The organism is Streptomyces sp. MB09-02B (assembly GCF_033794485.1).
In the GTDB taxonomy this organism is placed as follows: Bacteria; Actinomycetota; Actinomycetes; order Streptomycetales; family Streptomycetaceae; genus Streptomyces.
The window spans coordinates 17,131-31,105 of sequence record NZ_JARGEE010000054.1; the positions used below are offsets into that span (position 1 = coordinate 17,131).

Annotated in this window: 11 protein-coding genes and 1 pseudogene; 5 read left to right on the forward strand and 7 right to left on the reverse strand. The window is 73.2% G+C overall.

Annotation, left to right across the window (positions count from 1 at the left end; all coding sequences use genetic code 11):
• Positions 1 to 37 precede the first annotated feature (37 nt).
• Entirely contained in the window at positions 38 to 1,060 is a 1,023-nt protein-coding gene (locus P1P70_RS10920) for a LacI family DNA-binding transcriptional regulator (protein ID WP_319236571.1), read from the forward strand.
• Positions 1,061 to 1,184: 124 nt separating this feature from the next.
• Here P1P70_RS10920 and P1P70_RS10925 read toward each other — a convergent pair whose 3' ends face one another.
• Positions 1,185 to 2,255, reverse strand: a complete 1,071-nt coding sequence (locus P1P70_RS10925; RefSeq protein ID WP_319236572.1) for a zinc-dependent alcohol dehydrogenase family protein — start codon at positions 2,253 to 2,255, stop codon at positions 1,185 to 1,187.
• A gap of 375 nt (positions 2,256 to 2,630) precedes the next feature.
• On the opposite strand from P1P70_RS10925, the gene ppk2 reads away from it, so the two are divergent.
• Positions 2,631 to 3,434 carry a polyphosphate kinase 2 gene (ppk2, locus tag P1P70_RS10930; protein ID WP_319236573.1) on the forward strand — a complete coding sequence of 268 codons (804 nt, stop codon included), beginning with the start codon at positions 2,631 to 2,633 and terminating at the stop codon, positions 3,432 to 3,434.
• A 167-nt stretch (positions 3,435 to 3,601) separates the two neighbouring features.
• A complete protein-coding gene (locus P1P70_RS10935; RefSeq protein WP_319236575.1) occupies positions 3,602 to 5,422 on the forward strand; it encodes a serine/threonine-protein kinase in 1,821 nt (606 codons plus the stop codon).
• Positions 5,423 to 5,439: 17 nt separating this feature from the next.
• Here the strand turns inward: P1P70_RS10935 and P1P70_RS10940 are convergent, their stop codons facing one another.
• Positions 5,440 to 6,804: a pyridoxal phosphate-dependent decarboxylase family protein gene (locus P1P70_RS10940; RefSeq protein ID WP_319236577.1), complete on the reverse strand. Its 1,365-nt coding sequence runs from the start codon at positions 6,802 to 6,804 to the stop codon at positions 5,440 to 5,442.
• A gap of 134 nt (positions 6,805 to 6,938) precedes the next feature.
• Between P1P70_RS10940 and P1P70_RS10945 the strand changes: the two genes are divergently transcribed.
• On the forward strand, positions 6,939 to 7,430 hold the full coding sequence (locus P1P70_RS10945; protein WP_319236579.1) for a MarR family winged helix-turn-helix transcriptional regulator: 492 nt from the start codon (positions 6,939 to 6,941) through the stop codon (positions 7,428 to 7,430).
• Positions 7,431 to 7,534: 104 nt separating this feature from the next.
• On the opposite strand, the gene pgm is transcribed toward P1P70_RS10945, so the two are convergent.
• Positions 7,535 to 9,175, reverse strand: a complete 1,641-nt coding sequence (gene pgm / locus P1P70_RS10950) for a phosphoglucomutase (alpha-D-glucose-1,6-bisphosphate-dependent) (protein ID WP_319236581.1) — start codon at positions 9,173 to 9,175, stop codon at positions 7,535 to 7,537.
• Positions 9,176 to 9,322: 147 nt separating this feature from the next.
• On the opposite strand from pgm, the gene P1P70_RS10955 reads away from it, so the two are divergent.
• Positions 9,323 to 9,970, forward strand: coding sequence for a class I SAM-dependent methyltransferase (locus P1P70_RS10955; protein ID WP_319236583.1), 648 nt, complete (start codon positions 9,323 to 9,325; stop codon positions 9,968 to 9,970).
• A gap of 80 nt (positions 9,971 to 10,050) precedes the next feature.
• Here the strand turns inward: P1P70_RS10955 and P1P70_RS10960 are convergent.
• The 4 genes and pseudogenes from P1P70_RS10960 to P1P70_RS10975 form a co-directional block, all read right to left on the reverse strand.
• Positions 10,051 to 11,153, reverse strand: a pseudogene (locus P1P70_RS10960) (MerR family transcriptional regulator).
• Between the two features lie 203 nt (positions 11,154 to 11,356).
• Positions 11,357 to 12,370 carry a DUF5914 domain-containing protein gene (locus tag P1P70_RS10965; RefSeq protein ID WP_319236585.1) on the reverse strand — a complete coding sequence of 338 codons (1,014 nt, stop codon included), beginning with the start codon at positions 12,368 to 12,370 and terminating at the stop codon, positions 11,357 to 11,359.
• Positions 12,367 to 13,509: a phytoene/squalene synthase family protein gene (locus P1P70_RS10970; protein WP_319236587.1), complete on the reverse strand. Its 1,143-nt coding sequence runs from the start codon at positions 13,507 to 13,509 to the stop codon at positions 12,367 to 12,369. The genes P1P70_RS10965 and P1P70_RS10970 overlap by 4 nt, the downstream gene beginning before the upstream one ends.
• Positions 13,506 to 13,975: FAD-dependent oxidoreductase (locus tag P1P70_RS10975; RefSeq protein WP_319236589.1), on the reverse strand; the 470-nt coding region annotated here is incomplete at its 5' end. The genes P1P70_RS10975 and P1P70_RS10970, both read right to left, overlap by 4 nt.

A 13,975-nucleotide genomic window follows, 5' to 3' on the forward strand; every position in this document is an offset into this window, starting at 1 on the left:
GGCCGGGACCGAGAGCCCACAGGAGACGGTTTCCTCCATGGCAGCGAACCGCCGCCCCACCCTGGCCGACGTCGCCCGAGAAGTCGGCGTCAGCGCCAAGACGGTCTCACGGGTCCTCAACGAGGACGGACCCGTCTCGGCGCAGACCAGGGAACAAGTCCTCGCCGCAGTGGCCGAGTTGGGTTTCCAGCCGAACCTCATGGCACGCAACATGCGTGTCGGCGGTCCGGACACCACCGTCGGACTGGTCGTCCCCGACCTCGGCAACCCGTTCTTCGGAGCGGTCGCCCGGGGTATCGAGGACAGCGTCCGCGAACGCGGGCTGACGCTGCTCATGGGGTCGTCCGCGGACGACCCCGACCGTGAACGCGCCCTGACGGCCAAGTTCCTGGCCCGGCGCGTCAGCGTCCTGATCGTCGTGCCGTCGGTCGGCGCCGACCACTCCCACCTGCGGGCGCAGCGCACGGCGGGGCTGCCCGTCGTCTTCCTCGACCGCCCCGGGGTCGGACTCACCACGGACAGCATCGTCAGCTCCAACCGGGCGGGGGCCCAGGACGGCGTGGCCCACCTGATCGCGCACGGGCACCGACGCCTCGGGTTCGTCGGCGACCTGCCCGCCAAGCTGTACACCCGCCGCGAGCGTCTGGCCGGATACCGCGCGGCGCTGCGGGAGGCCGGTCTCCCCCACGATCCCGCGCTGGTCGCCGACGCACACGACCAGCGGGGTGCCGAGGCCGCGACCGCCCAGCTCCTCGCACTGCCCGACCCGCCCACCGCCCTGTTCGCCGGGAACAACATCATGGCGCTCGGGATAGTGGCCGAACTCGCCCGCGGCAAGCGCAAGGAGGTGGCGGTCGTCGCCTTCGACGACGTGGCGCTCGCCGAGGCGCTGGAACCCGCCCTGACCGTCGTCGCGCAGAACCCCGAGGAGATCGGCCGAACCGCCGCGACCACCGCTCTGGCCCGCCTCGACGGCGACCGCTCCCGCGCACGCACACTCACCGTCCCCACCCGGCTCATCGTCCGGGGCTCCGGTGAGCAGCCGGCGCCCACCTCGTAGAGCCTCCCGGCGAGGGTGCCTCCGTTACGGCCGTGGCCAACCGAGTTGACCGTGGCCGCTTCACAGAGATGACCACGGCCGCTTCAGACCGCCGGCGGTCCGTTCCTCACCGCCTAAGGCCGTGTCAGGCCGCCGGGACGGCGACGACATCGTGCCGGGGCCCACCGAGGACGACCTTGAGCGCACCCGTGTCGGCCGCGCGGGAGAACACGTCGTAGGCCTCCTCCATGGCGTCCAGCGGGAAGACGTGGGTGACCAGGGACGAGGTGGGCAGCCGGCCGGCGGCCGCCATGCGCAGCAGGGTGGGCGTGGAACGGGTGTCCACCAGGCCCGTGGTGATGGTCACGTTCCTGATCCACAGGTCTTCGAGGTGCAGCGTCGCCGGACCGCCGTGCACACCGACGTTGGCCACGTGTCCGCCGGGGCGCACCATGCGGGTGCAGAGCTCGAAGCTCTCCGGTACGCCGACGGCCTCGATCGCGACGTCCGCGCCGAGTCCGTCGGTGAGGTCCGCGACGAGTTGCGCGGGGTCCTCCCGGGCGTCGGCCACGGCGTCCGCCCCGAGTCTCCTGGCGGCCTCCAGCCGGGCCGGGGCCAGGTCCACGGCCACGATCCGCTCCGGCGAGAAGAGCCGGGCGGTGACGATCGCCGCGAGGCCGATGGGACCGGCGCCGACGACGGCGACGGTGTCGCCGGGGCTGACGTGCCCGTTGACCACGCCCACCTCGTAGGAGGTGGGGAAGATGTCCGCCAGCAGGACGGCGTCCTTGGATTCCAGGGTGCTCGGCAGCGGGTGGACGGACAGGTCGGCGTACGGGACGCGGACGTATTCGGCCTGGGTCCCGTCGATCAGGTGGCCGAGGATCCAGCCTCCGCCGCCACGGCACTGGCCGTACGCCCCCTCGCGGCAGTAGCGGCAGCGGCCGCAGGCGGTGATGCAGGAGACGAGGACCCGGTCGCCCGGGCGCACGGTCCGCACGTCGCCGCCGATCTCGACGACCTCTCCGACGGCCTCGTGGCCCAGGACCGTGCCGGGGCGTACCTCGGGCACGTCGCCCTTGAGGATGTGCAGGTCGGTGCCGCAGATGGTGACGGTGTCGACGCGGACGATCACGTCGGTGGGGTCCTTGATCCCCGGATCGGGCACCTCCTGCCACGCCGACTGGCCGGGGCCGTGGAAGACCAAACCCTTCATGACGATCCCTGCCTCTCTCTGACTCCCCCGGGTCCGTGGACCGCTGGTTCGTCCGCGGCCGGTACGTCCGGACGCCGGTACGGGTGCCGGTGCTTCTCCGTACCTCCAGCTTGTCCCGCCCGGCCGGACCGCGCACGGGCGGGCGGTGTCGGGCCGGCCTCCTGGGCGGGCACGCCGTGGGCGGCCTGGTCGATCGGCAGCCGGTCGCAGCAGGGCCGTTCGCCGGCCGTGATCACCGGTGGTCGGCGGCTCGCCGGTGGGCGTACCGGGTGCGCGGCTCCTCGCCGGAAAGTACGGTGACGTTCTGGTGTTCGACCGGGGTCATGGGTGACTCCGGAACTCGTCGACGGGGGTCGCAGGGCGGTGGAGGACGGCATGGCCGGCAAGAAGGCGACGAAGGTGTCGCGCGCGGCGTACGAGAAGGAACTGCTGAGGCTGCAGACGGAGTTGGTGAAACTCCAGGAGTGGGTGCGGGCCGAGGACGCCCGGCTGGTCGTGGTCTTCGAGGGGCGGGACGCGGCGGGCAAGGGCGGCACGATCAAGCGGGTCGCCGAGCACCTCAACCCCCGTGTCGCCCGGATCGCGGCGCTCCCCAAGCCGACGGAGCGTGAACGCACCCAGTGGTACTTCCAGCGGTACGTCGAGCAGTTGCCGGCCGCCGGGGAGATCGTGCTGTTCGACCGGTCCTGGTACAACCGGGCCGGTGTCGAGCACGTCATGGGCTTCTGCACCAAGGAGGAGCACCAGCTGTTCCTGCGCCAATGCCCCCTTTTCGAGCGGATGCTGATCGAGGACGGGATCCTGCTCCGCAAGTACTGGTTCTCGGTGAGCGACACCGAGCAGGAGGAGCGCTTCAGGCGGCGCCTGGAGGACCCGCTGCGGCGCTGGAAGCTGTCGCCGATGGACCTGGAGTCGCTCACCCGCTGGGAGGCCTACTCGCGCGCCAAGGACGAGATGATGGTGCACACCGACATCACCGAGGCGCCGTGGTACGTCGTGGAGAGCAACGACAAACGCCGGGCCCGGCTGAACATGATCGCCCATCTGCTGGCGTCCGTGCCGTACCACGAGGTGCCGCCCCCCGTGCTCGAACTGCCGGAGCGTCCGCCGTCGACCGGCTACGAACGCCCGCCGCGCGACCTGCGGACGTACGTCCCCGACCACGCGGCGGGTCTCTGAACAGCCGGTCACCGTACGAACCCCCGGTGACCACTCCGCTCGACCGGCAGGCATGCGCCGACGCTTCGCCCTCCCTGGGCCTCCCGCGAGACCGGGCCCACGGGGGGCGAGAGCCGACCGGACCCACGCGGCGAGGGCTGTCGGTCGCGGCAACTATGCTCCCGCCCATGAACGAGGACGACAGAGGCCCCGTCAGACGAGTAGTCGACGGGCGCTTCGAGTTGGAGACCCGCCTCGGCGGGGGCGGGATGGGGACGGTCTGGCGGGCCCGGGACCTGGTGCTGCACCGGCTCGTGGCGGTCAAGGAGGTCCGCCCGCCCGACCGGGACCTCGCCGAGTACGACCCGGACGGCGCGCGGACCCTGCGGGAACGGGTGCTGCGCGAGGCCAGGGCACTGGCCCGCATCGACCATCCGAACGTCGTCACCATCCACCACATCGTCGACGGCGGCGACGGCACGTACCCGTGGATCGTGATGGAACTGGTCAGCGGCGGCTCGCTGGCCGACCGGCTGGCCCAGGGGCCGATGCCGCCGGCCGAGGCCGCGCGGATCGGTCGTCAGGTGCTGGGCGCGCTGACCGCCGCGCACGACGCCGGGATCCAGCACCGGGACGTGAAGCCGGCCAACGTCCTGCTGCGCCCCGACGGGCGCCCCGTCCTGACCGACTTCGGTATCGCCGCGATCCGCGAGACGAGCGGCCTCACCGCCACCGGCTCGGTCATCGGAACGCCCGACTTCATGGCTCCGGAACGCATATCGGGGCACGAGGGCGGGTCCGCCTCCGACCTGTGGTCGCTGGCGATGATGCTGTACGCCGCCGTGGAGGGCCATCACCCGCTGCGCCGGGGCTCCACCCTGGCCACTCTCGCGGCGGTCCTCCACGACGACGTGGCGCCCCCGGTGCGCGCCGGTGCCCTCGGCGACGTCCTGATGAGCGTGCTCGTACGGGATCCGGCGGCGCGGCCGTCGGCGGCCGTACTGGATCTGCGGCTCGCCGAGGTCGAGTCGGGGGCGACGACCGCGCCCGTGTGGGACGAGCCCACGTCGTATCCGCTGAGCCCGCCGACACCCACCACCGGGGTCGGCCCGGGCGCTGCCGGTACGACGCGGGTCACGGCCGCCGGCTTCGGACCGCCGCCCGTCCAGGCGCCTCCCGTCGCGCCATCTCCCTTCCACTCACCGCCCGTTCAGCCACCGCTGGGCCACTCGCCGCTGGTCCGGTCACTGCCGGGGGCCGGGCCGTACCAGCCGGCGACCGCGCCCGTGAACGGGGTACGGCGACGCGGGCCCCGTCTCGCCGTCCTGCTGGGCGTGTCGGGAGTGTCGCTCGCCGGTGTCCTGGTCCTGCTGTGGTGGCTGCTGCCCCTGGACGACGCCCGCGACACGAACGCGAACGCCGCGCCGACCACCTCCACCTCGGCCCCGACATCGGATTCGAAGTCGAAGTCGAAGTCGTCCGCCTCACCGACCGGCGGCGCGTCACCGACCGAGGCCGACCAGGAAACCCGGCAGCCGAAGGACGTGGAGTCCGGCGGCATGCTGACCCCGGACGGCATCCGCACGGCGATCAAGGCGTTCGAGGAGGAGACCGGCCGTGACAGGTACGGGGACTTCTCGGTCTACCCGGACTACGTGTCGGCCCAGCTCATGGTCGAGGGCAGTGACACGAAGTACGACTCCTACACCTACCGCCCGGGGCGGGGCGTGGAGAAGGGCATCATCAAGGGCACGCTCGCCGGTGGCGAACAGCCGGTCAGCCTCGACGACTTCGACTGGGACAAGGTTCCCGCCCTCCTGAAGGAGGCGGGGAAGAAGCTCAACGTGCCCGATCCGAAGAACCGTTATCTGCTGGTCAAACAGCCCAACGACGTCTTCGACACCCCGGCCGGAATGGCCGTGTACCTGAGCGACGAGTACAACCAGTCCGGCTATCTGGAGGCCGACACCGACGGCAAGGTGACCCGGGTGTACCCCGCGGCGGGCTGACACGTCCGCGGTGGCTGTCAGCGGGCCTTGGTGAGCTGCTCGACCTTGAAGTGCAACTCCTCGACGTGGTGTTCGGACTCCGGCTTCATCAGGACGCTGCGCAGGACGCGTGCCCCGTCGGCGTCGGCGGTGACCCCGGGGTGTCGCGCGGCGAAAGCCCTTCGGTCGGCCTTGAGCGTGCTCAGGAAGATCGGGGCGGGGCCGGTCATGCCGTCGGCGAGGACACGCGCGGAGGCGGTGTCGACAGCGGCCAGGGTGGCCGGTTCGACGGTCGGGAAGTAGGTGACGATGTCCAGTTCGGGCTGTTGGTGGAGCGTCAAGTACGCGGAGTCGTCGATGAGTCGGGCCCACTTCCGGGCGGCGCGGCGGCCCGCCGCGAGGACCTGACCGAGGCCGTCGGCCGTGGGCGGGAGCAGTTGGAAGGTGAGCCACAGGGCGGCGGCGGAGGCGCCGGCGCGTGAGCATTCCAGGCTGATCTCGCCGAGGTGGAGTTCGGCCGAGGTGAAGTAGGTGTACGGCGAGTCGTGGAGGTAGAAGCGGCCGACCTCGGGGTCGCGGAACAGGACGGCGCCGCAGCCGTAGGGCTGAAGTCCGTGCTTGTGCGGGTCGACGACGACCGAGTCGGCCCGGGCGATGGCACGCCAGGGCTCGGCGGGGAGCCCTCCGGGGCCGTCGACACCGGCGAGGAGGGTGAAGAACCCGCCGTACGCGGCGTCGACGTGGACGCGGACGCCATGGCGTTCGGCGATGGGCAGGGCCAGGTGGACGGGGTCGACGGCGCCCAGTCCGGTGGTGCCGGTGGTGAGGACGACCGTGCCGACCTCCCCGGTGCGCAGGAGGTCCTCCAGCGCGACGAGATCCATACGGCCCCGGGCGTCGGTGGGCACGGGGTGCCCCTTCATACCGAGGACGTGGCACATGCGGCTGTGGGTGTAGTGGGCGTCGGCACTGTAGGCGATGCCCCGCCCCGGGTGGAGTTCGCGGGCCACGAACAGGGCTTCGAGGTTGGCGATCGTTCCGCTGGTGGTGAGGTGGCCCAGGTGCGTGTCGAAGCCGAACATGGCCGCGAGCCTGGCGACGACCTCGCGTTCCATCGCTGCGGTGGCGGGACCGCCGTCCAGGGCGTGGTTGTTGGGGTTGATCAACATGGCGGTGACGTAGCCGACCACCGCGGCGGGGTGCGGGGGCTTGAGCATCTGCCCCGCGTAGTGCGGGTGGAAGAAGGGGTAGTTGTCCTTGAGTCTCCCCGTGAACTCCTCGAAGGCGTCGACGAAACGGTCGTCGGCCACGTGGAGGGACGGGTGGGGCTGGTAGGGGCCGAAGGTGTCGGCCCAGTCCTGTATCGCGTCGGTGGCTCGACCGAGCCAGTGCTTGAGATCCACTGCTCTCCCTCTCCCTCTCGTACCGGGGTGGGGCCACTGTACAATTTAATTGACTAGTCAGCCATTGCTTGCTCAGTAATTGAGACAGCAGCAAGTGAGGCGACAGCATGTGCTTGGGCAGTAAACTCACGGCGATGAGCGACATGTCCGAGCCCCACGCCGAAGCCGCCGCCCGCGCCGCCAACAGTGGACTCGTCCGGGACTTCGGCCTGCTGATCAAGTCCGCGACCCGCATGGAACAGCGGATCGACGCCGCCCTGCGACGGGAGTGCGGGATCAGCCACACCATGATGGAAGTGCTCATCCGGCTCTGTCGGCGCCCGGGCGAGGAGGTCTCACAGCGGCAGCTGGCCGACGACCTCACCCTGACCAGCAGTGGAACGACCCGACTGCTCGACCGCATGGAAGAGGCCGGTCTGGTGCGCCGTGTGCCCTCGCCCCAGGACCGACGGGTGGCCCTGGTGGAACCGACCGCGGAGGGCCGTACGACGTTCGTCCGGGCGGCGGCCGTCCACGCCGCCGTCGTGGAGGAGTACTTCGTCGGCCCCCTGACCGCCGACGACTACACCCGGCTCACCAGCGCGCTGAGCGTGATCGACAGGACACTGCGCGAGGCGTCGGGCTGACAGGTCGCGTTGCCGGGGGCCGATGCGCCGCAGGGGGCGACGAAGCCCGGATCGGACTCGCACATCGGCCGAGACAAGGCCCGCGACCGCCGGTGGCGCGGGCGTCAGCCGTTCAGCGCCGCGAGTACCACGGACCTGGCCTCCTCCTGGATCCGGCGCAGGTGGTCCGGGCCGAGGAAGGACTCCCCGTAGATCTTGTAGACGTCCTCCGTGCCCGAAGGGCGGGCCGCGAACCAGGCGTTGGCGGTGGAGACCTTGATGCCGCCGAGGGCGGCGCCGTTGCCCGGGGCTTCGGTGAGGACGGAGGTCACCGGCTCACCGGCGAGGGTGTCGGCCGTGACCTGCCGCGGAGACAGCTTCGCCAGCAGCGCCTTCTCCTCGCGGGAGGCCGGGGCGTCGACGCGGGCGTAGGCAGGGGCGCCGAAGCGGTCGGTCAGGTCGGTGTAGTGCTGCGACGGCGTCCTGCCGGTGACCGCCGTGATCTCGGAGGCGAGCAGCGCCAGGATGATGCCGTCCTTGTCGGTGGTCCACACCGAGCCGTCGCGGCGCAGGAAGGACGCGCCCGCCGACTCCTCGCCGCCGAAGCCGAGCGTGCCGTCGGACAGTCCGTCCACGAACCACTTGAAGCCGACCGGGACCTCGACCAGCTGCCGGCCGACGTCCGCGGCGACCCGGTCGATCATGCTGGACGACACCAGGGTCTTGCCGATGCCGGCGCCCGCGGGCCACTGCTGCCGGTGCGAGAAGAGGTACGAGATCGCCACGGCCAGATAGTGGTTGGGGTTCATCAGGCCCCCGTCCGGCGTGACGATCCCGTGCCGGTCGGCGTCGGCGTCGTTGCCGGTGGCGATGTCGAACCGGTCGCGCCGCTCGATCAGGGAGGCCATGGCGTACGGCGAGGAGCAGTCCATGCGGATCTTGCCGTCCCAGTCCAGCGTCATGAAACGCCAGGTGGGGTCGGTGAGCGGGTTCACCACCGTGAGGTCGAGCCCGTGCTGGTCGGCGATGCGGCCCCAGTAGGCGACCGAGGCGCCGCCCAGCGGGTCGGCGCCGATCCGTACACCGGCGGACCGGATCGCCTCCAGGTCCAGCACCTCGGGGAGGTCCGCCACGTAGGCGCCGAGGAAGTCGTGGCGGCCGGTGCCGGGGGCCGTCAGGGCGCGGGCGTACGGGATGCGCCGTACGTCCTTCATGCCGCCCGTGATGATGTCGTTGGCACGGTCCTGGATCCAGGAGGTCGCCTCCGAACCGGCCGGTCCGCCGCTCGGCGGGTTGTACTTGAAGCCGCCGTCGGCGGGCGGGTTGTGGGAGGGGGTGACCACCACGCCGTCGGCGAGGCCGGACGTGCGACCGCGGTTGTGGGTGAGGATGGCGTGCGAGACCGCCGGGGTGGGCGTGTGGCCGTCGGCCTGGTCGATGAGGACGCTCACGTCGTTGGCGGCGAACACCTCCAGGGCCGTGATCCGCGCGGGCTCGGACAGGGCGTGGGTGTCGGCGCCGAGGAAGAGCGGGCCGTCGGTGCCCTGGGCGGCGCGGTACTCACAGATGGCCTGGCTGGTGGCCGCGATGTGGTCCTCGTTGAACGCCGCCGCGAGGGACGAGCCGCGGTGTCCCGAGGTACCGAAGGCCACCCGCTGCCCGGGCTCGGCGGGGTCCGGACGCAGGGCGTAGTACGCCGTGACCAGACGGGCCACGTCGATGAGGTCCTCGGGCCCGGCCACCTGCCCCGCTCGCGCGTCCTGCATTTCCCCGCTCCTCCGCAAAGGTCGACCGTTGGGTACGGTCCCCATTCTCCCCCGCCCGGTCCGCCGTGACGCACGCGCATGGGGTGGGCGTTGTGGCTGTGCGCGGCGGATGCGACGATACGGGTCGGTGAGCGAAGGGACGTCGACGTGAGACACGAGGACCAACGGCCGCCCGCCGCCGTGGTGTTCGACGCGCTGGGCCTCGCCTACGAGAAGGCGTTCGCCCATGCTCCGGCCCATCTGTCCGCCCTTCAGTGGCTGGTCGAACGGCTGCCGCCGGCCGCGCGGACGCTGGACGTGGGCAGCGGCACCGGGCGGCCCACGGCGGCCGCGCTGGTCGAGGCGGGCCACTCCGTGCTGGGCGTCGACGTCTCGCCCGTCATGGTCGACATCGCCGCCCGCCAGGTCCCCGGGGCCGATTTCCGCTGCGGCGACATCCGCGAACTCCCCCTGGATGCGGACACGTTCGACGGCGTGTGCGTGTTCTTCTCGCTGCTGCAGATGACCCGTGCCGAGCAGTCGGCGCTGACGCGGCGCCTCGCCCGCGCCCTCCGGCCGGGTGGGCATCTGGTGCTGGCCACCGTGCCCGCTGACGTGGAGGACGTCGAGGTGGTCTTCCTGGGCCGGCCGGTCCGCGCGACCAGCTTCGCCGAGGAGGGCGTCGTCGGCATGGTGGAGTCGGCGGGGCTGACGGTCCTGTCCCGCCACAGCGCCGTCTTCACACCGGACCATCCGGACGGCGGGCCCGAGCCCCATCTCTTCCTGTACTGCCGACGCGACGGGACCGGCGACTGACGCGCGGCCCCACCACGCCGACGCTCACGGCCGCGCCCCACACTCACGACTGCGCGCGACGCGCACGGCCGCATCGGCCCTCACGGCCGCGTCGAGGCGGAGAGCGGCACGAGCGTGGTCACCGCGTCGTGCAGTCCGGACGGCCGCAGCAGTCCCTCCGGGGTACGGCGGCCCCACCCGGGGCCGCACAGCAGGACGGGACTCTGCCTGCGCGCACCCCGGATCCCCCAGCGGGTCGCGGCGACGCGCTGCGCCAGCGGCAGGGCGGCGGTGGGCCGCGACTGCGCCCACAGCGCGACCGCGGCCGGGGCGACGCGCCGTACGGCGCCGTCCAGCGCCTGTGCCGGCACCGCTCCACCGAGCATCAGCACCGGTACGCGCCGCTCCGCCAGGGCGGCGGCGAGGGCCTCCAGCGGCAGCGTGTGGTGCTCGTCGGGCAGACAGGCCAGCAGGACGGGCGCGGCCTCCCCGGCGGGTCCCGGCGCCGACAGGTACACGTGCCGCAGCGTGGTGGAGATGTGCCAGGACAGCAGGTGCTCGACCTCCACGTACCGGTCGCCGGAGGACTCCCACTTGCGGCCGACCGCCGCAGGGTGGGTGCCATCACCTCTTCCCACGCGAAGACGAGGCCGTGGGCGCGCACCACGGCCTCGAGTTGTTCCTGGACGGCCGCCGCGTCCAGCCGGACGGCGGCACGGGCCAGACCACGGCATTCCTGGCGTACGTCGCCCAGGGGCAGGGCGGAGGCCGGGAGATGACCGCGCCGTGCGCGCACGGTCGGGGCCGCGCGTTCGGGCGGCGTAGCGAGTACCGGCGAGTCGGCCGGTTCGGGTGGCGGGGCGAGGGTTGGCGGCCCGGCCGGTTCGTGGTTGTCGACGTCACCGGCACGCGCGCCCGGGGGCACGGCGGTCACCTCGGCGGCGGCCCGCCCCCGGGCCCGCTCGATGGCGGCGCGGGCGGCCTCCGCCGGGGGCACTCCCGCGGCCGTCAGCCGGCACATCTCCTGCAGCATCGCCACGTCGTCGGGCGACCAACGGCGCTGGCGGCCCTCGGCCCGTACGGCGGGCCCCAGGCCGTAGCGGCGGTCCCAGGAGCGCAGCGTCGTCGGTGACACGCCCAGCCTGCGCGCGAGGAAGCCGGTCGTCACCCCGTGCCGGGGCGGTTCCGCGCCCGGCTCCGGCACGAGCGCGGCCTTCGGGCGGCTCGGAACGGGCGCCACCGGACCGGGCGTGAGCCGCTCCGACATGTTCCCGCCTCCTTGCGCCCCCCTGGGTGGGCCAACGGCCGCGTGAGCCGGGGAGGCCCACACGGCTTGTCTTCCGGCGGACATGGCCGAGCGGATGCGCGTACGGGGGTTTCCGCGCCGCCAGCGGTCGTCCGGCCGGTTCAGCCGGGAAAGCGGCCCGTGGAGCGCAGGTGCCAGCGTCGCTCCGCGTAGGCGAGGTCGTCGCGCCACAGGCGGCCCGCGGCAGCCCGCACGAGAGGTCGCAGCAGCGGCGCCGCCCTGCGGGCCAGGGCGAAGCCGGGCCGGTCCGAGGCGGCCACGACGGCCTCCACCACGGCCGTCCGGGGCCTGCCCCGGTCGTCGGGAGCCAGCGGTGTCGCGTGGGTCTCCACCACCGAGCCCTCTCCCTCGCCCTCGGTGACGCGCATGACGACCGTGCGCGGCTCGGGCGCGGTGAACACCGCCCGCACCGGCACGACGAGTCGCCCGGTGAGCCTGAACGACACGTCGACCGTGAACCCGTCCTCCTGCCCGGCGGGCGCGCCGACGACGGTCAGGTCGACGAAGGAGTACGGGTGGAACCAGGCGCCGTGCCACGGATCCAGCCGGTTGGCGACCACGTCCTCCGGCTCGCAGACACCGACGCCGACGTAGACCGCCGACAGCGAGGCCGCACGGGCCGGCCGTACCGGCAGCACGGGTGCCGCGAGCGGCGGCTCGCCGCCCACGTCGTCCAGCCGCACCCACACCAGCACACCGTCGTCGTACGCGGGCAGCGGCTCCCAGCCCGCGAACGGGCCGCCGGACAGGGCGAGTCCGTGCCAGTGGCAGCGGAGGGTGCCGCAGCGCACCGGGCTGTCCTTCAGCGGCGCGCCCAGATGGGGGCAGACGCCGGGCCCGGCGACCAGACGGCCGTCCGCGGCACGCCAGACGACGACCTCCCGGCCCGCGATCGTCCGGGCGAGCGGACGGTCGTCCCGGATGTCCCGGGTCGCGCCGACGACGAACCAGTTGCCCGACGGGCGGGCCTGCGCGCGTTTGAGGGCGTCGGCGATCACGGCCGGGCGGGCCTCGCGCCAGGTGGGCCGCTGTCGCTCCCAGGGCACCGGGTCGCGGTGCAGGGACAGGGGGTACCGTCGGCGGCCGCGGCCGCGGTCGGAGCGTCGGGGGCTCACGCGACCTCCTCGTGGAGCGGGTGGAGCGGGTGGGGCGGGGCGGTGACGGCGGCCGGCCCGTGTCCGGCGGCAGGCTCGGCGTCCGGCTCCGGCGGTCCCGACCACCGCGCCCCGGCGCCCGCCGCACGTGCCGCCGCCGCCCGCGCCGCCGTCAGGCGTACGAGTCCGTCGACGGCCACCGTGGCGCGCCGTCGACGTGGGACCACGGCCCGGCGGTGCAGCACCGCGTACCCGTCGCGGGCGACGGCGTCCAGGATGCCCCCGTACAGCACGAACGCGGTACGGATGCAGGGGCGGGAGACGGGGTCGAGCATGACGAGACCCGGGGCGGCCTCGCGGTAGACGCCACGGGTGAGGTCCTCGAAGGCGCGCAGTGCCTCGGTGATACGGCGGTCGCGCCGGCCGGTGCGGCGGCTCCACGACAGCAGTTCCCGGTCCACTCCGTGTGCGCCCAGCAGGTCGGCGGGCAGGTAGAGGCGGCCCCGGTCCAGGTCCTCGCCGACGTCGCGCAGGAAGTTGGTCAGTTGGAAGGCCCGCCCGAGGGCGGCGGCGTGCGGGGCGGCCTCCTCGCGCGGGACCACCGTTCCGAGGATCGGCAGCATCTGCAGCCCGATCACGTCGGCGGAGCCGTGCGTGTAGGCGCGCAGGTCGTCGTAGGTCGGGTAGGCGGTGACCTCGAGGTCGCTGCGCATGGAGGCCATGAAGTCGCTGAAGTGCCGGTGGTCGATGGCGTACCGGCGGGCCGCGTCGGCGAGCGCGAGGACGACCGGCTCGACGCGGTCGCCGTCGCCGGCACCGCCGCCGGCACCGCGACCGACGCCGTCGCCCATGCCGTCGCCGTCGCGGTCGGACCGTGCGTGGGCGTCACGCAGGCCGCGCTCCAGGCGCTCGTGCAGGAGCGCGAGTTCCGCCGCGCGGTGGTGCGGCGGCACACCCGGGTCCAGGGAGTCGACGATGTCGTCGGCCCAGCGGGCGAAGCCGTAGAGGGCGTGCACGGCGGGGCGGCGTGCCACGGGCAGCAGCCGGGTGGCGAGGAAGTAGGTCCTGCCGTGCCGGGCGTTGAGGCGGCGGCAGCGCGTGTAGGCGTCGCGCAGCACCGGCTCGGTGATGCCCGCCGCGTCGAGTTCGCGGGCGGTCATGAGGGGGTTCCTTCCGGTGCGGCCGACGCGGTGCGCCGGCGCGTGGGGACGGGGGTCGCGTGCCGGCCGGTGATCCGGGCGGCGGCGAGCTTGCCGGACAGCAGGACGGTCGGCACGCCGACGCCGGGGGTGGTGCCACACCCGGCGAGTACGGCGTTGGCGGTGCCGCGTACGAGGTTGCGCGGCCGGAACGGGCCGGTCTGCGCGAAGGTGTGGGCGGCCGAGAAGGGGGTGCCGGCCGCGTGCCCCTGGGCGTGCCAGTCGGCCGGTGTGACGAGGGCCTGCTCCTCGACGGCGTCGGCGAGGCCGTCGAACCCGCGTCGTTCCAGTTCCCGCAGGATGCTGTCGCGGTAGCGGGGCGCCAGGTCGCGCCATGCGGCGGCATCGGGTCCGATGTCGGTGTTGGGGCAGGGCGCGAGGATGTAGTGCAGGTGGTGGCCGGGCGGGGCGAGCGTCGGGTCGGTGG

Coding starts and splice junctions, on each gene's coding strand:
- pgm (WP_319236581.1), bottom strand. CDS start 9,175: ATGCAGGACGCGCGAGCGGGGCAGGTGGCCGGGCCCGAGGACCTCATC.
- P1P70_RS10945 (WP_319236579.1), top strand. CDS start 6,939: ATGAGCGACATGTCCGAGCCCCACGCCGAAGCCGCCGCCCGCGCCGCC.
- P1P70_RS10920 (WP_319236571.1), top strand. CDS start 38: ATGGCAGCGAACCGCCGCCCCACCCTGGCCGACGTCGCCCGAGAAGTC.
- P1P70_RS10970 (WP_319236587.1), bottom strand. CDS start 13,509: ATGACCGCCCGCGAACTCGACGCGGCGGGCATCACCGAGCCGGTGCTG.
- P1P70_RS10925 (WP_319236572.1), bottom strand. CDS start 2,255: ATGAAGGGTTTGGTCTTCCACGGCCCCGGCCAGTCGGCGTGGCAGGAG.
- ppk2 (WP_319236573.1), top strand. CDS start 2,631: ATGGCCGGCAAGAAGGCGACGAAGGTGTCGCGCGCGGCGTACGAGAAG.
- P1P70_RS10935 (WP_319236575.1), top strand. CDS start 3,602: ATGAACGAGGACGACAGAGGCCCCGTCAGACGAGTAGTCGACGGGCGC.